This is a genomic window from Tardiphaga sp. 839_C3_N1_4, assembly GCF_051811045.1.
In the GTDB taxonomy this organism is placed as follows: Bacteria; Pseudomonadota; Alphaproteobacteria; order Rhizobiales; family Xanthobacteraceae; genus Tardiphaga.
The window spans coordinates 910,820-932,799 of record NZ_JBPWQD010000001.1 but is presented as its reverse complement, the minus strand read 5'-3'; the positions used below and the strand labels follow the sequence as shown (position 1 = coordinate 932,799).

Here is a 21,980-nt window from a genome sequence, read left to right as displayed (position 1 = left end):
CGGCGGCCCCATTATGACAGCTTCGAACGACAATCACGGCACCACCTCGCTCGACACGGACACCGTGATCGTCACCGCCGGCCGCGACACCAAATCGCAGAGGGGCTTCGTCAATCCGCCGGTCGTGCGCGGCTCCACGGTGCTTTATCCGACCGCCGACGACCTCCACGCGCATCGCGGCGAGTTTCAGTATGGGCGCCACGGCACGCCGACCACCAAGGCATTGCAGGAAGCGCTGATAGCGCTGGAAGGCTCGAAATGTGCCGGCGTGGGGCTCGTGCCATCGGGCCTCGCCGCGATCTCGACCGCCCTGCTCTCGGTGCTGAAGGCAGGCGATCATCTCCTGGTCAGCGACAGCGCCTATCGGCCGACACGCAATTTCTGCAACGGCATGCTGGCACGCTACGGCATCGAGACTATCTATTTCGACCCGCTGATCGGCGCCGGCATCGAAGCGCTATTCAAGCCGAATACTCGCGCCGTCCTGGTCGAAGCGCCGGGCTCGCAATCATTCGAAATGCCGGATGTGCCTCTCATTGCCGGCATCGCGCATGCGCGCGGCGCGCTGGTGCTCGACGATAACACCTGGGCCACGCCGCTCTATCATCGCTCGCTCGAACAGGGCGTCGATATCAGCATCCAGGCGGCGACCAAATATATCGGCGGCCACTCGGACATCATGTTCGGCACCATCTCCGCCAATGACGCAGCGTGGCCGCTGATCAGCGAAGGCATCAGGCTGCTCGGGACATGCGCAGGCCCGGACGACGTCTTCCTCGCGCTGCGCGGACTACGCACAATGTCGGTGCGGCTCGCACATCACCAGCGCTCGGCGCTGGAGATGGCCCGGTGGCTGGAGACCCGCCCCGAAGTGCTGAAAGTATTACACCCTGCTTTGCCCAGCCATCCCGGCCACGCCATCTGGAAGCGCGACTTCACGGGCGCATCCGGCCTGTTCAGCATCATCCTGAAGCCCTCGCCGCAAAAAGCGGTCGATGCCCTGCTCGACACCGTCAAGCTATTCGGAATGGGCTATTCTTGGGGCGGCTTCGAGAGCCTCGTCATCCCGTTCGACTGCTCGGACTACCGCACCGCGACTAAGTGGGCGCCCGGCGGCCCCGCACTGCGGTTTCATATCGGCCTGGAAAGCGTAGATGATCTGACGGCTGATCTGGAGCGCGGCTTGGCGGCGTTCAACGCGGCGCTCTAATCGGCGGGGTCGCCAGACAAAGACGCTCAGCTATCGAGCGTCTTTGATCCGCTACCGCGATTCTTGATGATCAGCATGATGTTGCGGACATAGATCACGGTGGCGAAAGCCTGGCCGAGGATGATCACCGGCTCGCGCTTGGCGATGCCGTAGATCAGCGTCATAAACCCGCCGGCCATGGAGAAGAACCAGAAGGCCATTGGCACCACGCTCTGTCCGGCGCGTTCGCTGGAAATCCACTGCACGAGGAAGCGCGCGGTAAACAGCAGCTGCGCGATCAGGCCAAAGGCGAGCCAGAAATCGAACTTCGCGACGAAGACGTCGTAGATGTAGTCGCCAAGCGCCTGACCGTATTGAATCAGCATTTATTTGAACTCGGTTGCGACCGGCGACGTACGCTTGCGGCGGATCAGCCACCAGACGCCGGCGAGATCCATGATGCCGATCCAGAGCCGATCGAAAAATCCGTAATTGGACACGCCGGAATGGCGCGGCCGATCGGTGACATCGACATAGGCGATGTCGAAGCCCTCGCGACGCACCAGCGCCGGAAGGAAGCGATGCAAACCATCGAAATAAGGCATCGACAAGAATACATCGCGGCGGAATGCCTTCAGACCACAGCCGGTATCGCGGGTGCCGTCCTTCAGGATCGCGTTGCGGACGGCATTGGCGATCTTCGATTGGGCTTTCTTGAAGCCGGTATCCTTGCGGCCAACGCGCTGCCCGGCGGCGAGACCAACACGGCCGCCGCCATCCTGAATGGCCGAAATCAGGTTGGGCAGGAATGCCGGATTGTTCTGACCATCGCCATCCAGCGTGGCCACGATGGCGCCGCGGGCGTTGCGCACGCCGGTTCGCACGGCGGCCGACTGGCCCGACGATGCGGCGTGGTCGATGCGGCGCAGATTGCTGCGCGTCTGCATCAGCTCGGCCAGCCGAGCCGGCGTGGCGTCGGTCGAGCCGTCATTGACGTAGATAATCTCATAGGGCCAACGGCCGTCGAGCGCGGCGGTGATCTCGGCGATCAAAGGCGCGACATTGTCCTGCTCGTTGCGCACGGGCACGACAATGGAGACGTCGACGGGGGCAGCTTCGGGAGCGGACAAATCGGGGCTCATGGTTGGAGGGCGGTCCTGCGGGAACTTGTCGCAGCCGGCCCGGCGAAGACCGCTTATTATGGGGCCGCGGTCCCGCGGGCAACCCTTTTGAGATGGCCTGCGGACGGCCCTGGCAGCGGGTCGATCGTGCCGTCCTGCTGAATGGTGAACGCCAGATGTCGGGCCGCAAACCAGTATCGCACCGTCATGGCGCCAATCCAGCCGACCAGCCCGCCGCCGACCACGTCACTGGCATGATGCGCCAGCAGGACGAGCCGACTGGCACAGATGGCGACCGCATAGACGATCATCACCGTGCGCAGCCGCGGCCAAAGCGCGGCGACCGCGAAGGCCAATGCGAAACTGGTGGTCGCATGACCCGACGGGAAACTGGCATAGGCCGGCGTCCAGGCGAAATGCGAAAAGTGGAAAGGATCCGCTGTGCCACTGACGAAAGGCCGGCCACGGCCGAGCATGCCTTTGATGATTTCAGCCACGAAGACCGACAGCGCGACCGACAGGAAGATGTACTGAATGCGCGTGCCGAAGCTGACAAGTACGGCGCGCGACGTGCCGTGCCGCAGCGGCGCCAGCAGGGCCAGAACGATCATAAACGCGAACAACGCCAGCAGGACATATTCGTCCTTGCCGAAGTCAGTGAAGATACGCAGCGGCCACAGGCCAGCCGTGCCCCGCGCCGGCATCAGTCCGATCTCGGTGGCATCGACGATGAACATCAGTGCGATGATGATCACGGCTGTCACGGCGCCAAGCGCCAGCGAACGGCGCGCCCAATAACGAGCAGCTTCGGCCCGCCGGGAATGCGACGGTGCGCGAACGAGCTGTGCGAACGACTGCCAGACCAGCGCAACGAGTTGCGACAGATAGGTTTGTGGCTGCGACTTGTCCGGGGCTACCATCACTCGGTCCCTTCGGAGCGATAGATCGCCACCGAAATCGCTTTGCCCTGCGAGAAGTTATAGCCGTCGATACGGGTCGCCATGTTGTAGCGCAGGCCGATGGCCTCGGCGCGCATCGCGAACTGGCGTTCTGAACGCAGTTCGACAAGCGCGAAGCGACAGCTGCCCTGCCCGAGGAAATCCGCCGCGCCGGCGCCATCAGTGAGTTGTGTGGATGTGCCAGTCATGAACACCAGGCTCGGCTCGTGATATCCCGCTGCCGCAGCCTTGGGACCGACGCAAACCACGTTACGCAGCGCACGTGCGATCTGCACGCTTGGAAACAGCGGTCGGAGCGACGGCAGCAGCACGCCATAAAAGGCGGCGCTCATAAACAATGAGGCCACAACCGCATTCAGCAACGAGCGTTCTGCGCGGGCGTTATCATACAGCCACCAGGCAAACAGGCCGAAGACCAGTGCTGCGGCGGCAAATGGCCAGGCCAGAAACACCGGATGGCGGACGATCGCGACGGCACCGATCTCGGCGACCACAGCGGTTAGCGCCGGGATCGCGAACCACCAAGCCGCGCCGCGCGCCAGCCAATTGCGCGCCAGCACCTGGCGCTCAAGCGCACCGATGACGAGAATGGCGATCGCCGGATAGAGCGGCAGCACGTAATGCGGCAGCTTGGTCATCACGACTTCGAACACGATCCATGATGGGATCAGCCAGGCCAGCAGATATTGTGCGCCGGGCTCGCGTCGCGCGCGCCAGATCGCCGGCGTGGCCATCCCGGCCAGCGGTGCTCCGGGCCAGAAGGTGATCCAGAACAACAGGAAATACATGCCCGGAGGCGCGCCGTGGGATTCCTGCGCTGCCAGTTTGCTCAGCATGTCGCCGCCGAGCGAGTTGGAGAAGAACGCTTGTCCCGACTTCAGGAAGATCGCGACGAACCACGGTAGCACCAGCAACAGCATCCAGACGACGCCGACCAGCGGCCGTAATCGCCACAGCCACGCGACCGAGCGATCCATGATCGCCAGTGCAATGACCGTCAGCCCGACGAACATCAGGATCAGCGGCCCCTTGACGAGAATGCTGATTGCCATGGCCGTCCAGAATACCGCCGGCTCCTGCCAGCGGGCCTTGTCGGCTTCCTCGCCACGCTGCCACGCCAGGTAAATCCGCGCCATCGCGCCCATCACGGCAATGACGGTCAGCAGCAGCATGGCGTCGGTCTTGGCGAGCCGGGCTTCGACGTTGAGCAAGACCGAACTGCACATGATCAACGCAGCCAGCACGGCACCACGCCGCGTCAGGAAAGCCAGCGCGGTCCAGTAGGTCAGCAACACTGCGCCAATGGCGCCTATCAGAGACGGCACCCGATAGAGCCAGATTCGAACTTCGGCATTCTGGAGACCCAGAGCCTCGGCGGTCTCGACCACGGCCGCCTGCATCCAGTAGATGCCAACCGGCTTCTTGTAGCGGACCTCGTCCTGGAACCGGATGTCGACGAAATCGCCGGTCTCGACCATCTGCTTGGTCGCCTGCGCAAAGCGCGCTTCGTCGCGGTCGATCGGCGGGATGGTGAAGAAGCCAGGCAGGAAGAACAGGAACCCGCAAATGGTCAGGAACGCGACCGCGCGGGCATGGCCGGAGCTGACGAAATCAAGCACGCGCACCAGTCTGCTGCCTGGATCGACACGGGTTTTCGGCTCGCGCGGGGCGCCAAATCGGGGTCTTGGATAGGTCTCGGCCATGCCTGTCGCATACGCTGAAACCACCGACCGGACAACCAGTTAGCCCGCGCTTATTGGATTCTGACCACAACTGTGTCTGCGGTGCCCATGGCGTCCATGACCGTCAACCGGACGAAACCCGGACCGGGCGGATCGACCAGCCGTTGGCGCCGGCTGTCGAGTTCCCCGGCGGCCATGCCATTGATCAGGACGGTCATGGGCAACACCCCGCCGGCTACCTTGACCGGCACTGCCGAAAGCTGCCCCTCGCCGCCACTGGCATCGATCCGGGAACCGTTCAGCGGGAACTGGATGTGCAGGGCCTGATCGCTGCCGGTCCGGATCAACTCGCCGACTGGGCGGAACCGACGCAGCGGCAGCGGCAATTTTGCATTACTGGCCATCAGCACGCCCTTGGGCGCCTTCGGCAACGGAGCCGGCAGCTTGCCGGTCCGGGCAAAGGCATCGAACAGGATCGGAGCCGCGGCCGTGCGACCGACCAGGCCGGGCACCGGCGCGCCATCGGGCCGGCCGACCCAGACGCCGATGGTCATCCGTCCGTCGAAACCGACCGACCAGGCGTCGCGATAGCCGTAGCTGGTGCCGGTCTTGAAGGCGATCCGGTTATGCGCGGCATTCTCCGGCGGCGGCGTGCCGATCAAGACATTGCCGACCTGCCAAGCTGCGACCGGGTCCATCAGCCGCAAGGGCTCGCGATCGTCGCCGCCATTGGCCTGCATGATCTCCCGCAGCGGCTTCGAACTGCCGAGCCGCGCCACGCCCGTATAGAGTTGGACGAGGTCCTGCAGCGTAATGCCGACGCCGCCGAGACCCATGGCGAGACCCGGCGCCTCGCCCGGCGGCAGCACCAGATTGCCGCCCGCTTGCTTGAGCCGCGAGGACAGTCGTGAGGCACCGACACGATCCAGCAGCGCAATGGCCGGCACATTCAGTGAGAGCTGCAGCGCCTTGCGCACCGGCACGGTGCCTTGGAAGCTCATGTCGAAATTCTCTGGCGCGTAACTGCCGAAGCGCACCGGCCGATCCTCGATCAGGCTTTCCGGATGCACGAAGCCATCTTCAAAGGCGAGGCCGTAGATGAACGGCTTCAATGTCGAGCCGGGCGAGCGCACCGCGCGGGTCATATCGACCTGCCCGGCGCGGCGATCGTCGAAATAGTCGGGCGAGCCGACATGGGCGAGCACGTCGCCACTCTCGTTGTCGACTGCGATCAGACCGATGGAGATATTGTTGCCCAGCGTCGCCGCGCGATCACGCGCGAGGCCTTCAAGCGCACGCTGAATGCCGGCATCGAGCGCGAGCCTGATAATCGAGCGATCCTTGTGCAGTGATGTCGCCTGATCCGCCGAATGCGGCGCCAGGATCGGCATCGGCTTGCGCAGCTTTGGCACGCTGACGGATTTCGCCTGCATGGCATCGGCCGCCGACACCCTGCCCTCGCCGACCATACGTTCGAGCACGCGGTCGCGCGCCACACGGGCATTGCCGGGATGGCGATCAAGCCGGCGGTGTTCCGGCGATTGCGGCAGCGCTACGAGCAATGCAGATTCCGCCAACGACAGCCGTTTGGGCTCCTTGCCGAAATAGGCGATCGAAGCGGCGCGAAGACCTTCGAGATTGCCGCCGAACGGCGCCAGCGCCAGATAGAGATCGAGGATCTGATCCTTGCTCATCTGCCGCTCGATCTGCAGCGCACGGACGGCCTGTCTGATTTTAGCCGATATCGAGCGTTGCTGCCGCGGCTCGATCAGCCGTGCGAGTTGCATGGTGATGGTCGAGCCACCCGACACGATCTCGCCGCGGGTGACGAGCTGCAGCGCGGCGCGGCCGAGCGCCAGTGGATCGACGCCACGATGGCTGTAGAAGCGCTTGTCCTCATAGCCAAGCAGTATGTTGAGATAACCGGGATCGACTGAGGTCCTGGCATCAACCGGAAGCCGCCAACGACCGTCCGCCATCGCATAGGCGCGCAAGAGTTTGCCGTTGCGGTCAATGACGGTGGTCGAGATCTTGCGGGCCTGTTCGAGCGGAAGCGCACCAAGCGACGCCACCCACGCGGCGATGGCTGCACCACTCAGGGCTACAGTTACGGCGGCAGCGGCGACGGCCTTTCGGATAAGCCCCCAACCCTTCCCCACGTCGTGGCCGGGCTTGTCCCGGCCATCCACGCCTTGGCCACGATCCACACAAGAAGACGTGGATCCCCGGGACAAGCCTGGGGATGACGGAGTGTGTGGTGTGGACGTGCCCTCGCTCATTTCGCCTTCGCGACCTCGACACTGCCTGTCCCCGTCCGTCCGTAGCGCGACGGATTGTACATGTCCTCCACATAGGCCTGCGGCAGCACGTACTTCCCGGGCGACACGGCGCGGACGATGTAGGCGACGATGAACACCGCCTTGTCGTCGCTCTTACGGTCGATGGCCGCGGTGAAGCGGTCATCGCGGAATTCGGTGTTCTCGGGTTCTTCGCCATCCTCGATCCAGTCCAGCGTGCCGCTGTCACCCGACGACACCAGATGCGGATTGTCGATCTCGAAACCGGCCGGGAGATAGTCGGCCACCATGATGTGCCCGTATTCCGGTTTGGCTTCCGTGATCTTCAGCACGACGGCGAGGCGATCATTTTGTTTCGCCTTGGCGACGTCGGCAGGCTTACCGTCGAGCGTGAAGTAATTGCGCTCGATCTTGAAGCCGTTGGATGCGGCCGGCTCTGGCGTGATCGGCGAACCGGATACCGAGACGACCGCCTGCACCGGCGTATCGCCGGTGTTGGTGATCTTGATCGGCTGCCCGGACATCTCCGCAGCCTTGTAGCTGCGATAGAGTGCGGTCTTCACCGGCGAACCGTTGACGTCTAGCGCCAGCGTATTCGCTTCCTTGGCGAGCGCACGCGACGCCAGCACCAACCACGCATTCTCCTGCGTGGAGGTGAACGGCGTCAGGCCGCGTGCGGCCTCGACACGCTGGACGGCCTGCGTCAGCGTTGCCCGCGGAGCATTGCCTTCGCTGGCCAGCGAGACCAGCGCCGCCGCGTCGCGGAGCGCTGAGCCGTAATCGACGCGCCCAAATTCGATGGCCGGCTTCGGAGCGAGGCTTTCGACGGCCGCCGCATAGACACGTTCTGCACGGGCACGGTCACCGACCAGCGCCAGTGCCGCGGCCAGTTGCGACTTGGCGATAGGCGTCGCCAGGTTCTTCAGCTTGGTATCCGCGAGATAGCGCAGGTCGCCGATCGGAGCGGTGCCGTTCTTGGCTAGCACGTAGAGGCCGTAAGCGAGATCGCGGCCGCCATCCTTCTCCGGCTCATCGGCATTGACGACCGAGTTGCGTACACGGTCGAGCGCGGCACGGAACAGCACGTCCGGCACCACAAAACCTTTTTCGCGGGCGCGGGTCAGGAAGTCCGTCACGTAAGCGTCCAGCCACGCATCGTCGCCACCCGCCGACCACAGACCGAACGAACCGTTCGAGCCCTGACGCGCGAGCAGACGATCGATGGAGTCCTTGATGCGCTGATCGACACCGGTATCCATCGCCAGATGCGCGCCGGCCGCGAGATCGTTCACATAGAGGAGCGGCATCGCGCGGCTGGTGATCTGCTCGGAGCAGCCATAGGGATAGCGATCCAGTGCCTTCAGGATCGTTGCGGCATCCAATGCGGTGGACAGGCTGACCGATAGCGAGACGCCGCCCGTGCCCGCCACGAGATCGGAGAACATGTCGGACGTCAGCGTCAGACTCTCGCCCTTTGCCAGCGTGCGGATCGAGCGCCGCGCCAGGACCTGGGTTGCCGCCTTGACGTCGAGCACATAGTGCCGTGCCAGCGTCAGCCCGTTCGGTCCCTTGATATCGACATCGAACTGAGCCGTGCCCGCACCGGATGCATCGATGGCCAGCGCCATCGAGGTCCGCTGTTTGGCCGCGAGCTTGATCGTCGTCGCCGGATTGCCGGTCACCTTGACGGGGCCGGAGGTCTTTACAGCAATAGTGTAGTCGCCGGGGGCACCTTCGACATTGTCGAGGTCAAAGCTCATGGTGCCCTTGTCGCCGGACAACAGGAACCGCGGCAGCGTCGCCGTCAGGACCACGGGATCGCGCACCGTGACGTCCACGGTGGCGCGGCCCAGTTTGGTCGCGGTCCAGGCCACGGCCATCACGCGCGCGGTGCCAGCGAATTCGGGAATTTCGAAGTCGATCTGCGCGGTGCCATCGGCAGCCACTGTGACGATGCCGGAATACAGCGCCATCGGCTTCTGGGTCGGCGGCGAGCCCTCGATCTGCGCGCCGGCGCTATCGCCGCCGGTGCGCAACTGGCCGCGGGTGCCCTGCATGCCGTCGATCAACTGCCCATAGATGTCGCGAATTTCAGACGTCATGCGGCGCTGGCCGAGATAATAGTCATCCGGCGCCGGTGGCTTGTAACTGGTCAGGTTGAGAATACCGACATCGACCGCGGCAACGACGATCTTGGCGTCCTCACCGGGATTGAGCCCGCCGAGTTTCACCGGCAGCTTCAGCGTCGTGCTGGGCCGGATCAGCGCGGGTGGCGACAGTGCCACGTCGAGCGTGCGTGCTTTTTTGTCGATACCGAACCACTTCAACCCGATGGCACGGCCCGGCATCCGCTTGGCGGCGGCATCGAGAGGTCGGCGCAGCGTGGCCACCACATAAGCGCCCGTTCCCCAGTCCTTGCCGACTGGGATTTTGATCTGCGACTGGCCTTCCTTTACGGCGATGCTCTGGGTGGTCAGCAGGCGATCGCCCAGCACATTGATGGTCAACAGGCCGGCGGTGCGGGCATTGACCGAAACGATCATGGTGTCGCCCGACAGATATTCCGGCTTGTCGATGGAGGTCTCCAGCAGGTCCGGCGTATCGGCGCTGCCGTCGGAATACCAGCCGACATCGAATTGCACCGAGGTAATCGGGCCGTCGGCTTCGTTCGATTTAACGTCGAGACGATAGCGGCCGGGCTGCGGCTGCAGCGAGATGCGCGCGGGCGCATTGGCGGCGATGGTAAGATCGCCATCGGCCACACGCTTCGTCGATTTGACCGGCTCGTAATCCCAGGACGAATTCTGCCGATACCACTGGTAGCGGGATTCCATCTTGAGCAATTCGTAACGCAGTCCGCTGCGGGCCAGCGAGGTTCCCTCCGGCGACACGACCACGACGTCGAAAGCGGCGCTGTCCCCCTCGGCGACGTTCTTGTCCTTGAACAGCGGCTTCACGCCGATCATCGGCGCGTTGGGCGCAACCGGCAGTACGAACTTGCGCTCGACGGCACGGCCGCCGGCTTCGGTCATGCGAATGAATATCTGGGCTTCCAGCGGACGGGTCGAGGACGGCGGCTTGGCGAGGCTGACCGGGAACGTCGCGACGCCATTGGCATCGGCTTCCGGCAGTCCTTCGATCGGCGTGCGTTCGTTGCTGGCGCTTTCCTCGTCGGCAACGCCGAACTGGTAGCCGGCGAATCCTGGGCGGTTCGCGGCAGGGCTGACAAGCAGATCGCCTTCGAGCTGCAGGCCCGACGCGGGCGCGCCATAGAGGAAGCGCCCATCCACCTTAAGTTCTACAGGAGCATCAGCTTTAATCAGCTTGTCCTTGGAAGATATATCAAATTCAATCCGATCCGGGACGTAATCCTCGACCATGAAGGTAGTCTCGCCGATCGACGGCGCCTTGGGATCGGTGAAGGCACGAACGCGCCATGTGCCCGTTGGAACCGCCGAATTCAGTGGCAGTGTCAGGCTGCGACCGCCTGCGCCCTGGTCCTGCAGGACAGCGCGGCGAAACTCGACGCCATCCGGGCGCTCGACCACGAGCGTCATCGGCCCAGAGGTCACGGCATTGCCCTGTCCGTCGCGCAACAGCGCGGTGAGATAGACGGTCTCACCGGAGCGATAGACGCCCCGCTCGGCATAGACGAAGGCATCGGCCCCGGCGGGAACCGCGCGGCCGGAGACGCCGCGATCCGACAGGTCGAACGCGTTCGATTTCAGACTCAGGAATGCATAGTCGTTCTTGTCTGATGTCACCGTCAGCAATGCCGGCGACAGACCGCCCTCGCCCTTGGCGAGCCCCGCCTCGAACAGTACATGGCCGGAGTCGTCGGTCTTCCTGCTCGCCAGAATCTCGTTGTTGCGCGCGACCAGCCGGACATCGGCCTTGGCCATCGGATCGGTCGAAGCGAGCGAATTGACGAAGACGTGGATGCCATCATTGCCCGAGAAGGCCGTGAGACCAAGATCCGACACAATGAACCACTGGGTCGCCAGCGAGCCGTCGACGTCGCCACCGCCCGAGCCCGGCCCCTTGGCCGCCGCGGTCATCACATAGACGCCGGGCTGCAGCTCGCCAATGGCCTGATCGACGGGGAATGCCGTGGTGACGTCAGCATTGAGCGTCGACGCCGTGGCCAGCTCGCCGGTCCAGACCTTCATGCCGCGCTCGTCGCCGAGGCTCTCAAGCTGGTACTTGCTCAGTGCCGTCTGGAAGTCGCTGCCGATGACGGTGTTGATCAGATTGCGATCGCCGATCCGGAACACATTGACGGTGACCGCCTGGGTGTTGACCGAGACCACGGGGACGCCCTGCTGGCCGGTGCGCGGCAGCACATAGGCGCGGCCGGTGAAACGCACGAACGGCTTGCGATCGCGCACATAGATGTTGAACTCGGCCGACTTCGGCAGGCTCTCCTTCACCGTCGAGGGCAGACCGGCGCGCAGGTTGATGTTGTAGCGCTCGCCATGCTTGAGGCCTTCGACGCAGAGCTGCTTCTCGTCGGAGGTCAGTGCCGGCTTGTCACTGCCGGCGAGCGCCAGGAACGGCGCGAAATCGACCCGCTTGGCGAGTTCTTCCGAGAACTGGAAACAGGCCCGCGGCGAGGCGGAATCGGAGTCCACGGTGTAATCGAGCAACCGGAAGCCGTGATCATCGCGCAGCTTCTCGTATTGACCGCGCACATCGGCGACTTCGCGCATCTCGAGCGACAGGCGCAGCGCGTCCAGTGCCGGGCGCCACAGCTTGCGTTCTTCCATGGCCCGGCCAAGCACGGCCAGCGCCTCGGCCTCCTCGCCGGCATTGCCGGCGCGCTGATAGGCGATATAGGCCGCGGTCGCGGCGCGCTCGCGCAGGAACGTCGTTTCCGAGGAGGTTGCCGGGCGGATCTGGAAGATCGTCTTGGCAAGCCGCAGCCAGTTGGCGCTGTCGTCGGGCGCAATCGCCACGATCTGACCCAGCGTCTGCAGACCAGCGCGGAAATCGGAGCGTTTGAAGGCCGCGTCCGCGTCGGTGCGCAAAGTTGCCGCGCTCTTGGCGACAGGCCCCGCCTCGCTCTTGATCTGCGCCTCGAGCTTGATCGCGGAATCCGCCAGGTCATCCCGTCGGAAAGCCTTGTCGGCCGCGTGAGCCGAGACGAGGCCGAACGCCAGCGTGGCGCAGACAGTGACGGCGCGAACCAGACCAATCATGGACAACTCCCCTGCACGGACGAATGCCGCCTGGATTCAAATGTGCGTAAAAACGGTGACGGACTCATGGCCAGCTTGTTCGCGAGTCTCTCGACCGGCGCAACGCGAGACACGACGATTGCTGGCAACATCATGTGACGAACCCGGGTAACTCAAATCGCAGCCCCACGCGCAAGCCGCGGGCATCATGGCGGCGGGCCATGCCGAAAGCAAAGCCACGTCACCGCCGATTGGTCGCCCCTGTGCGAGAAACGGTTCGAGCGCGCTCTGACGATTTTCGTGACAGTTTTACAACCGGTCATACGTGCATGTACGGCCGGCCCGGCCCGTCATCGCCCCACGCGTTTTAATCAAACGCGACACGTTAAGACTAAAAACAGCCTCCTGGGGACGATCGGAGATCACGGGTACCCAAGTCTTCCAGCTGCGGTCAGATGGGTGCGCCTTGCGGCATCGGATGATCATGGCGATCGCCCGACCGTTCGGTCCTTCTGGGCGCATCGCATCATGATCGAACTTCTCTTGGCGACAAGTTCACTGGCGGGCCTCGCCGTCGGACTCGTCGGCCCCGTATGGGTCATTGTCGTGACGACCGTGCTGGTCGCTGTCCTGTCCGCCGTCGTGACATGGGGTCAGGGATTTTCGGCGCTGGGCGGTGTGGCGGTCACGACGGGATGTCTGATCGCGTGTCAGATCTCCTATATGGCCGGCCGTTTCGTGACGAGGCAATACGGCTTCCCGGAGCAGCTATTTGAGGATGACGTCGACGGCCAGCCAGGCGATCCCGGCCAGCGCGGCATCTCCAGTGACAATGGCAAGGACGGCAAACCACCATCGCGGCCCCCGCCGTCGGAGCCTTAGGGCCCGCCAATCTGCCAGCCCCGAAGGTGCGCGGGCATCCCCGAACGGGACAGGAACTGAAACGGCGTCAAAGGCACAGACGGACGTTCGGTTTTGGGACGAAAAGCGGATCAAGTCGGCACACTTTCTGGCTGAAATCGCGGGTTCGCCGCTCAATCAGCAAGAGAAAGGCCAGACTGGTGGGGTGGCACGCAGCAGCACTGACCGTATGCAAAGCGAATGCGATACGGCGCCAAATATTTGATTTTGTGAGAAAATACTGGCGATCCCAGCAGGATTCGAACCTGCAACCCACGGAGTAGAAATCCGTTACTCTATCCAGTTGAGCTATGGGACCGGCGCGTCGTCATACCATCGTCGGTATGGCTTGGACAGACCGGGCGAATGGCGGGATTCGCGGCGTGCTTTCAAGGCCTCTGATCGGCGTCCGCGTCAGGCTTGATCTGCTGTGACTCGTTTTCTCTGATTCAAATTACAGCTGTCCAGTTTGGTCCCGACGAGTGCGCGCAAGACGGACGCAACACGATATTCCAGAACCATTTCTCGAAACGACGATAGCCGAGGCCGCCTCAGGCATGCTGGCGTACGTAATGCGGTCGGATCGCACATGGCATCGCGACGAAGCTGCGACCGTCGCAACACTGTCGACAGTACAAGTTGCTTGATGCTTTCTTTTGTAAGCACCACGAAGGCATCGCGTGTTCTTAGCGCGCCTCGCGTTTGAAACGGCAGCAAATGTCCGATAGCTCTCCAGCATTCACCAACGGCTGCACGTCGTTTAACGGCGTACTACTGCCGCTCTGCGCTTTGCCGGTGAATGCTGAAGAGAACCCCACTTACCGGGAATAGCTAAGAACGCGTAACAACGCTGACCATGTCGTTAAACGCGACGGAAAGCGATAGCGCGCGAAACTGATCGAGGACGAGTTCTTACCGCGCCGCCATCGTTGCCACTGTGTACTATCCATTCGCCGTTGGCAGCTTGCCCCGTTATGATGCCGACATGATGTGGCCAGACCACTACTACTCCAATGCCCGGCCCCCCGGCGCTCGAACCAACGCGCGCCCATTCGCGAGCAAGAGCAAGACGTCGATCGGATTGATGAAGGTATTTGCTGAGATAGGTCCCACACCACGCGCGCGCTCGGTGATGACTTCCCTTGCGGGCTTCAGCCTGTGATGCAAAGCAGATAATCGCACAAGCAAGCAATGCGCTTTTCGACATAGCGTTACTCCGTATGAATAAAATGACCAACTTTCAAAAGCGGTCTTCAAACTTACGGTGCGTCCTTCAGTTCCTTGTTTTCCTTTCTGAACGGTCTAAATCGCGCGAGAACGAGGACGAGCGGTAACTGGACACATTGTAGTACCGAAGAGGATTGCGCATCCAATGCTGAAGCGGTGCTACGCTAAGGCAGCGCTGCCGCAAGAGCAGCGAATGCTGGCGAAACTACTTATCGGTAAGACAAGGAGCGACTGCTCTGCGCGCAGTAGTAAACGGTCACCGCATCTCTACGATTGTGCCGTTAGCACAGCGGATTTCTACTCTGTGGATTGCAGGTTCGAATCCTGCTGGGATCGCCATCATTTCCAGCGAAATGACGTCGTGGCATCAGCCTGGACAGGCTGCGCCCGTCTTTGCCCAGGCTTCCACGAGAGCGCCCGCCTCCGCCTGCGTGCCCGGCGCGGGCGCGCGCCCGTAGCCCGGCGCCCAGGCCCAGCCGACCAGCGTATCCTTGCCGATATGATCGATGAGATCATCGACCTTGCGGCCGCCATTGCGCGCGGGGTCTTTGATCTGCGCGCATATCTCGGCGACGGTCTTGCCTTCCCATGCCATCTCGCGCGGCGCGAGGTGCCATTCGTGATGACCGGGGATGCGGCCGGGTTCGAAATTGGCATCCTTGTGACAGGAGTTGCAGCGCATCGCCGCAGTGCCGTGACCGTCGGCTCCGCGAGCGACCGGCGGCTGATGCAGACGGCGCGCATCGCCCTGCCGCGGCACGTCGCCGGCGGGATGGCAGTTCACGCAGCGCGGATGCGTCAGCACCTTGCCGAGTTCGGTGAAGATCGCCGCCGAGCGCGCATTGGTATCGGCGATGCCATTGAAACTCTCCGGGCTCGCCAGCCCTTTCGACGCGCCCTGCCCGGCCGCATAGGCCGTGAGCATGCTCATCCCAAGCGTCGCGACGACAACCAGCGTTTTGACACGCGTCTCGGCTCTCATCCGCGCGGCTCCTGCGTGAGATAGCGCTTCGCATCGCTGAGGATCACGTCCAGCACGGCCTCATGATATTTGACGTAGCCGGTGCAACGACACAGATGCCCGTCGAGCGCTTCGGCGATACGTTCTTCAAGGCCCGCGCGCGGCACAGGCGTCTTGGCCATCTGCTCGAGCAGCACCTGCCCCTCATTGAGGAAGCCGGCGGTGCAATAGCCACACTGGAACGCGAAATGCCTGATGAAGGCCTTCTGCAACGGCGACAGTTCGCCGTTCTTGGCGTGGCCCTCGACCGTGCGAATGGCCTTGCCATGGAAGCTTGCCGCCGAGGTCACGCAGGTCGGATTGGTGTGGCAGCTGCCATCGGGCTCGTCGACGATCACGACACAGCTCAGGCACTGCGCGGCGCCGCAGCCGAACTTGGTGCCGGTCATGCCCAGATATTCGCGCAGGAAGTCGTTCATGGAGAGATCGTCGCGCACCTCGGTGGGCGCATGGACCTGTCCGTTGATGGTGATGCCCAGTGTCGTCACGCGAGCGCTCCCTTGAGCATGGCCTGTGTCACCGGCAGCGCAGGAAAGCGCTTGCCGGTGGCGTCATGGATGGCGTTGAGTAATGCTGGCACGATGGGGATCATCACCACCTCGGCCATGCCCTTCGGCAATTCGTCCGGCGTCAGCGGCGGCATCAGCTCGATCTCGACGTCGCGCAGCGACAGATCGGAACCTCGCGCCACGAGATACTGGCCGAGATTCCATTGTCCGTTACCGGGCCCGCCCTCGAACGGCGGCAGCGTTTCCAGCAGCGCGTAGCCGACGCCCATAGCGAAGCCGCCCTGTGCCTGGCCAAGCACAACCTCCGGCACCAGCGCCTGCCCGCATTCGAATGCGGTATAGGCTTTGGCGATGCGCAGCGCGCCGGTCGCTTTCTCGATCTCGACACGCACCGTTGCGCCGCATGCCGATGTATAGGCCGTACCCATCCGGTTGTTGTCGGTCGGCGGAAACAGCACGCTGGTGCGGTTGATGCGCGTGAACTTGCCAGCGCCACGACGCAGCGCGAGCCCGTCGATCTCGGCGCGATACTGCTCACCATTGATTGGGAAACGCGCGCGTGACCACGCCCAGCGCGAGAACCCGTGCGCCACGGCGCCAGTGACGAGATTGCGCGCATGCGCCGTCGCGGCGAGTTTCGCCAGGGGCAGCGACGGCAGGCCCACCATTGTGAGCAGCCCGTCCTTCCACTGCGCCTTGGCAAAATCCCTGGCGCGGGGATCGCGCGGGCCGATATTCCAGAGCGCCAGCGCCGCCGGCCACAGACCGAAGCGGAAGATCACCCGCGCTGCTTCTGCCGCCGCATGCGTTCCGACATGGGCGCCGATCGAGGCTGAGGTGGCTGAACTGATCGACGGCACCCAGCGCGGATCCTTCTCGGCCTTGTCCTGGGTCTTCTGATCCATGGTGTAGCAATCGCCGGAGGTCACCAGCTCCAGCGCATCGAACACGCCGACCTGCGACACCGCCACCTCGTCGGCGATGCTGCCGAGATGCAATGCGACGCGATTGGCCAGCGCCGTGCCGATGCCGTTGCCCATCTCCACATGGTCGCAGAAGATCGCGATCCTGCCGTCGGGGCTGAGCTCGACGCGACCGTTCGAACTATCACCGCCGGTGCCGTAATCCTTGGTCACGCAGGCCACGCCCGTTCCGACCAGCACGCCGCTCGCGGCACGCGCCTTCTCCGCCGCACGCTGTTGCCAGATCGGGTGCTGCTCGAGCTTGTCCAGAACCTCTAAGCTCCGCACCGAGACGATATAGGGATTGCCGGTCATGGTGCGGCCATCCTGCTTCAGGGCATTGCGTCGCCGGAAGTCGATGGGATCGAGCTTTAGCGCATGCGCCGCCTCGTCGATCAGAACTTCCAGCGCGGTCATGGTCTGCAGCGAGCCGTAGCCACGCATCGAGCCCGCGGTCACGCCGCGGGTATGCTGCGCCACTGTGGTGACATCGACCTTGGGCACGTCATAGATGCCGATCGCGGCCGTCGCGGCGCAGGTGGCGACATTGGCCGAGAAATTGGCAAGACCGCCGCCATCGAGCACGTGATCGGCGGCGAACGCCGTGATCTTGCCGGACGCCCGATCGACAGACATGCGCGAGCGCATCTTGATGGCGTGGCGTTTGATACCAGCCTGAAACTGCTGATAGCGATCATGCGCCAGCCGCACCGGACGGTCCGGGAAGAAGATCGCCGCCAGCGTTACATACAGAATGAAGGGTGTATGGTCGCGGCCGCCAAAGCCGCCGCCGACATAGGCGAATTGGGCGTTGATCTCGCCCGGCTTGAACGGCGCTTTCGCCTCGCCGAGCAGAAACGCAATTGATTCCGCCGCCTCGTAGGGCGACTGCACGCCAAGGACCAGTTCAAGTGCCTTGTCTTTTGCGCTGTACCAGCCGAGTCCGCATTCCGGCTCCAGAAACATCGGATCGACGGACTGCGTATCGAAGGTGCGATCCAGCACCAGAGCGGATTTTTCGCTCGCGGCAATCTCGGCACGGATCCGGTCGCCATAGACCGCAGCCTTCTCGTAACCGGCCTCGTTCTTATGCGCGGTCGATGACCACACCGGCAGCGCGGATGCCTGGGTGCGGCCGGGCGTGACCCAACCGGCCAGGACCGGCGAATAGACATCGGGCGCATCGGGCGTAGCGCCGGCGACGCGGGTGAAACGATAGGCCGCATAATTCGGCATTTCGATCGGGCCGGTCTCTTCGCCGAACTGCACGAAGGTGCCGTCGCGCAAGGCGATCCGAGCGCGGTCATAGCTGTCGAACGTCTCGAAAATCAGCAGCGCAACGGGCTGGCCCATATAGAGCGGCGTCTTGCCGACCGGACAGAACAGATCGCCCTCATAGAAGGCGGGCACGCGGGCATTGATCCCAGCGAGATCCGCTGCGGTGACGATCACCGTAGGCTTCAGCGCGCCGCTCAGCCGCGCGAGATCCATGCCAAGATAGACATGGGTGGCATCGGGCGCGCGCACCAGAATGGCGTGCGAGGTTTTCTCGGGCCAGCCCGGCAGGTCATTCGCCCGGAAATCCGACGCATAGAGTTTCGAGCCGGTGACCTTGGCGACGCCATCGACACGACCGGCACCGCCGATAGCGGGATTCAACTTGCCCCGCCCCGGCAGTGTCTCGCGTGCCGGGAACGCCACCGGCTCCGCCACAGCCAGATGCGACAGGCTGAGCGAAATACCGCCCGCCGATACCCATTTCATGAACTCGCGACGCGAAGTCCGCATGCTTCCACCCCTGATCGACAGCCGTCCGCCGCTGCGCCGATTACTTGAGATCGGCGATGGTGGCCGGCCCCGGTCCAGTGGTGATCAGCGTCGGCCACTGGTTCGAGCCGAACGGCACCACCGGCGGCAGGAACGGCGTCATGCCGCGCTTGGCGCTCTCGGCGATGATAGCTGCGCGGGCGTCGCCCCCCATCAATTCATAATCCATCAGGTGATAGTTGCCGAAGAACAGCGAGCCCACCGAGCGATCGGCGATAATGCGGGTCAGCGACTCCAGCATATCGGCCTGCGTGGTGGTGAAGGACACGGTCTCGATCAACAGCAGGCGATCGTTGATGGCCTCCGGCGGGAAGAACTGCGCCAGCACGCTGAACAGCACGTTGTTCTGGCGTGCCACATAAATCGTATTGCTGGCGGCATAGGCCTTGTCCCAATCGGGACCCAGCATCTTCTTCCAGTCGCCCAGCACCGTCATCCAGTGATTGACCTGGATCTGCGCCGCCCAGGCAACGTTCTTGGCCAGATAAGGCGCCTGCTTCTTGCCGAACGCCTCCAGCACATCGAAGGGAATGACGCCCTTGGCGATGCATTCGTCCATGAAAGCCAGATTGTTCTGCAGAATGGTGCGATTGTTGTCGCGCCAATCGGCCTGCATCGGCGTGAGATCGAGGCCATCCAGCGCCGACTGCATGCGGCTGCGATAGGCCTTCATCGAACCGAGCCAGGATTTGTTATCGGGATTGTTCACATAGGGGCCGACCACCTCGGCCAGTGCCATGGTGCTGTGGCCGACCGACTTGAGCAGTTGATAGACCATTGGCACCGAAGGCGCATCGACCGGCGGCTTGCCGGGCTGGTACAACGTGAACTTGCCGCCGGCGCCGGAGAACAGACCGAGGATCACGGGATGTTTGGCGAGGATATTGGCGCGGAAGACTTTCGCTGCATCGCCATAGAGCTCGAACATGCCGGTATTGAGCGCGAGCATGTCCTTGGTGGCGGTCTCGGCAGGCGTTGTCGCAGTCAACCCGGAAATCGGCGCCATGTAGGATGGCAGGGTCTGGGCATAGACGGCGCTGACGCCCCCCAACAGGACAGCCGCAAGGGCGACAGCGTGGCGATACGTCATATCCGGACTCCTCCGAGTCATCTTGGCGATTGCTACTGTCACGACTAGCGCAGCACATCTTAAAAATCTGCTTTTGCCATTCAGCAGAATCGTCGCGACATAGTTGATGAAAGCAAACACGCCGTGACGGGCGGAATGCTCTCGAATGCGACTGAACTGGATAAGAAAAACGCTACGAATCACGCCATGCGCTGGTGGTTCAAGGCTACACGCAATTGCGTGACACCGGAATTGGTTCGCGATCCGGAATACGCAGCGCGTAGCGGTTTTTCGTTCGCCTGTAGCGGAAGGCTGGACGCTCGAAACAGGCCGGGTTATTTTCACGACACGTAGGTAAGCACCACTAACAGAGCTGTATGGCTCCGGGCGTCGAAAGGGGAGCGCATGGCAAAAAAGACGCCCAGCACATCGACGGAGATCAACGAGGCAGGTTCTCCGTCCGCGCTGATCGACACGAAGATCAAGGAGCTGGGTGACTGGCGCGGTGAGATGCTCGCTTCCGTCCGAAAGATCATCAGGCAGGCCGTCCCCGACGTGGTCGAGGAATGGAAGTGGCGCGGCGTTCCGGTCTGGGAACACGCGGGCATCATCTGCACCGGCGAGACCTACAAGGCGGTCGTGAAGATGACCTTCGCGAAGGGCGCATCGCTCGATGACCCGTCAGGCCTGTTCAACTCCAGCCTCGACGGCAACACCCGCCGCGCCATCGATATTCATGAAGGCGACAAGATCAACGAAAAGGCGCTGAAGGCGCTCATCTGCGCCGCGGCGGCGCTGAACACGTCAACCAGGAAGAAGCCAAAGAAAGCGTGAGCGTCGTTATCTGGGGACCGGCCATGACAGGTCGTAGGACATCACATAGATGACGATCGCAGCCAGACACAGAACAACACCGATCCAGAACAGCGGCGAATGATGGATGGGGCGGCGGCGCGCGGCGTCGTCTCTCTGTTCGTCTTTCATTCGTCCTCCATTCCGGCGCCAAATACCTCAATCGCTCGAATTGTCGCGCGACACTCTGACACGCTGCCTGCGCCCACTGAAGCACGCATTGTCGCACCATTCGCAAGAAAGGTACGCATGCGGCAGGGCGCGATTCGACGCAACGATGATGGACTATCCGCACTGCTCCAGCCTGCGCGGCCGACCGCTGTCGTCGATATCGGTGCCAATCCCATTGACGGTGACCCGCCCTACAAGCCGATGCTGCAAAGCGGACTTTGCCGCGTGACCGGTTTCGATCCGCATCCGCAGGCATTGGCGCAACTGCAGGCACGCAAGGGCGCGTTTGAGACCTATCTTCCTTATGCCGTCGGCGATGGCGGCAGCCATACCCTGAACATCTGCCGCGGCATCGGCTTTGCCAGCCTGCTGCAGCCTGAACCCAAAACACTCACGCACTTTCCGAATTTTACCGAGCTCGGACGTGTCGTCGACAGGCTCCCGCTCGATACACGGCGGCTCGACGATATCGCCGAGATCGAGCACGTCGATCTCTTGAAGATCGACATTCAGGGTGGCGAACTGTCGGTGTTCAGGAACGGTCACAGCAAACTGGCCAAGGCTGTCGCCATTCAGACCGAAGTCTCCTTCGTGCCGCTCTATGAGAAGCAGCCGGTGTTCGGCGACATCGATCTCGAACTGCGCAGCCTCGGCTTCATTCCGCACATGTTCGCGGCCATCAACAAGAAGATGATTGCGCCGATGATGGGCCCCCACCCTGCTGCTGCCATCAATCAACTCGTCGAGGCCGACGTCGTCTATGTCCGGGATTTCATCCAGGCGGAGGCGATGGATAGCGAGCAGCTCAAGCACCTCGCGCTGATCGCGCATCATTGCTACGGCTCGTTCGATCTGGCGCTGAATTGTGTGCATCATCTGGCCAGCCGCGGTGCCGTCGCGCCCGATGCCAAGAACCGCTATATCGCCCTGCTCCAAGCCAATCGCCCCAAAGTAGCTGGCGGCAGACTTTAAACTTCTCCGGTTCCGACGTAACATGGCGTCCGGCGCAGAGAACGC

The 21,980-nt window shown here is 63.0% G+C and carries 15 protein-coding genes and 2 tRNA genes; 5 read left to right on the top strand and 12 right to left on the bottom strand.

Annotated features, from left to right (window positions below):
- The first annotated feature begins 13 nt into the window (after positions 1–13).
- Positions 14–1,210, top strand: a complete 1,197-nt coding sequence (gene metC / locus AB8A38_RS04825; protein WP_439088460.1) for a cystathionine beta-lyase — start codon at positions 14–16, stop codon at positions 1,208–1,210.
- Positions 1,211–1,236: 26 nt separating this feature from the next.
- On the opposite strand, the gene AB8A38_RS04820 is transcribed toward metC, so the two are convergent.
- The 6 genes from AB8A38_RS04820 to AB8A38_RS04795 all read right to left on the bottom strand — a co-directional run bounded on the left by AB8A38_RS04820 (position 1,237) and on the right by AB8A38_RS04795 (position 12,446).
- Complete coding sequence (locus AB8A38_RS04820; protein WP_068736456.1) at positions 1,237–1,575, bottom strand: lipid-A-disaccharide synthase N-terminal domain-containing protein; 339 nt, start codon at positions 1,573–1,575, stop codon at positions 1,237–1,239.
- Positions 1,576–2,331, bottom strand: a complete 756-nt coding sequence (locus tag AB8A38_RS04815; RefSeq protein ID WP_439085152.1) for a glycosyltransferase family 2 protein — start codon at positions 2,329–2,331, stop codon at positions 1,576–1,578. It abuts the gene before it with no gap.
- 56 nt (positions 2,332–2,387) lie between these two features.
- The gene (locus tag AB8A38_RS04810; protein WP_439085151.1) at positions 2,388–3,230 is read right to left on the bottom strand and encodes a phosphatase PAP2 family protein; all 843 of its coding nucleotides are present in this window, start codon (positions 3,228–3,230) and stop codon (positions 2,388–2,390) included.
- Positions 3,230–4,972 carry an ArnT family glycosyltransferase gene (locus AB8A38_RS04805; protein WP_439085149.1) on the bottom strand — a complete coding sequence of 581 codons (1,743 nt, stop codon included), beginning with the start codon at positions 4,970–4,972 and terminating at the stop codon, positions 3,230–3,232. The genes AB8A38_RS04810 and AB8A38_RS04805 overlap by 1 nt, the downstream gene beginning before the upstream one ends.
- A gap of 50 nt (positions 4,973–5,022) precedes the next feature.
- Positions 5,023–7,140, bottom strand: coding sequence for a penicillin-binding protein 1C (gene pbpC, locus AB8A38_RS04800; protein ID WP_439085148.1), 2,118 nt, complete (start codon positions 7,138–7,140; stop codon positions 5,023–5,025).
- A gap of 86 nt (positions 7,141–7,226) precedes the next feature.
- Entirely contained in the window at positions 7,227–12,446 is a 5,220-nt protein-coding gene (locus tag AB8A38_RS04795) for an alpha-2-macroglobulin family protein (RefSeq protein WP_439085147.1), read from the bottom strand.
- Between the two features lie 507 nt (positions 12,447–12,953).
- Here AB8A38_RS04795 and AB8A38_RS04790 point away from each other — a divergent pair.
- Positions 12,954–13,307: a hypothetical protein gene (locus AB8A38_RS04790; RefSeq protein WP_439085146.1), complete on the top strand. Its 354-nt coding sequence runs from the start codon at positions 12,954–12,956 to the stop codon at positions 13,305–13,307.
- Positions 13,308–13,567: 260 nt separating this feature from the next.
- On the opposite strand, the gene AB8A38_RS04785 is transcribed toward AB8A38_RS04790, so the two are convergent.
- A tRNA-Arg gene (locus tag AB8A38_RS04785) sits at positions 13,568–13,644 on the bottom strand.
- A 1,180-nt stretch (positions 13,645–14,824) separates the two neighbouring features.
- Here AB8A38_RS04785 and AB8A38_RS04780 point away from each other — a divergent pair.
- Positions 14,825–14,891 (top strand) — tRNA-Arg (locus AB8A38_RS04780).
- A 28-nt stretch (positions 14,892–14,919) separates the two neighbouring features.
- On the opposite strand, the gene AB8A38_RS04775 is transcribed toward AB8A38_RS04780, so the two are convergent.
- Genes AB8A38_RS04775 through AB8A38_RS04760 form a run of 4 tightly spaced genes read right to left on the bottom strand, consistent with a single transcriptional unit; the run spans position 14,920 to position 19,961 of the window.
- Entirely contained in the window at positions 14,920–15,483 is a 564-nt protein-coding gene (locus AB8A38_RS04775; RefSeq protein WP_439088459.1) for an Isoquinoline 1-oxidoreductase subunit, read from the bottom strand.
- Between the two features lie 47 nt (positions 15,484–15,530).
- Positions 15,531–16,061: a (2Fe-2S)-binding protein gene (locus AB8A38_RS04770; protein WP_439085145.1), complete on the bottom strand. Its 531-nt coding sequence runs from the start codon at positions 16,059–16,061 to the stop codon at positions 15,531–15,533.
- The gene (locus AB8A38_RS04765) at positions 16,058–18,832 is read right to left on the bottom strand and encodes a xanthine dehydrogenase family protein molybdopterin-binding subunit (RefSeq protein WP_439085144.1); all 2,775 of its coding nucleotides are present in this window, start codon (positions 18,830–18,832) and stop codon (positions 16,058–16,060) included. Before AB8A38_RS04765 ends, AB8A38_RS04770 begins: the two co-directional genes overlap by 4 nt.
- Positions 18,833–18,872: 40 nt before the next feature.
- The gene (locus AB8A38_RS04760; RefSeq protein WP_439085143.1) at positions 18,873–19,961 is read right to left on the bottom strand and encodes a hypothetical protein; all 1,089 of its coding nucleotides are present in this window, start codon (positions 19,959–19,961) and stop codon (positions 18,873–18,875) included.
- 384 nt (positions 19,962–20,345) lie between these two features.
- Between AB8A38_RS04760 and AB8A38_RS04755 the strand changes: the two genes are divergently transcribed.
- Positions 20,346–20,774, top strand: a complete 429-nt coding sequence (locus AB8A38_RS04755; protein WP_315842160.1) for a DUF1801 domain-containing protein — start codon at positions 20,346–20,348, stop codon at positions 20,772–20,774.
- A 6-nt stretch (positions 20,775–20,780) separates the two neighbouring features.
- Here the strand turns inward: AB8A38_RS04755 and AB8A38_RS04750 are convergent, their stop codons facing one another.
- Positions 20,781–20,924, bottom strand: a complete 144-nt coding sequence (locus tag AB8A38_RS04750; RefSeq protein WP_439085142.1) for a hypothetical protein — start codon at positions 20,922–20,924, stop codon at positions 20,781–20,783.
- A 117-nt stretch (positions 20,925–21,041) separates the two neighbouring features.
- Between AB8A38_RS04750 and AB8A38_RS04745 the strand changes: the two genes are divergently transcribed.
- Complete coding sequence (locus tag AB8A38_RS04745; protein ID WP_439085141.1) at positions 21,042–21,935, top strand: FkbM family methyltransferase; 894 nt, start codon at positions 21,042–21,044, stop codon at positions 21,933–21,935.
- Positions 21,936–21,980 lie beyond the last annotated feature (45 nt).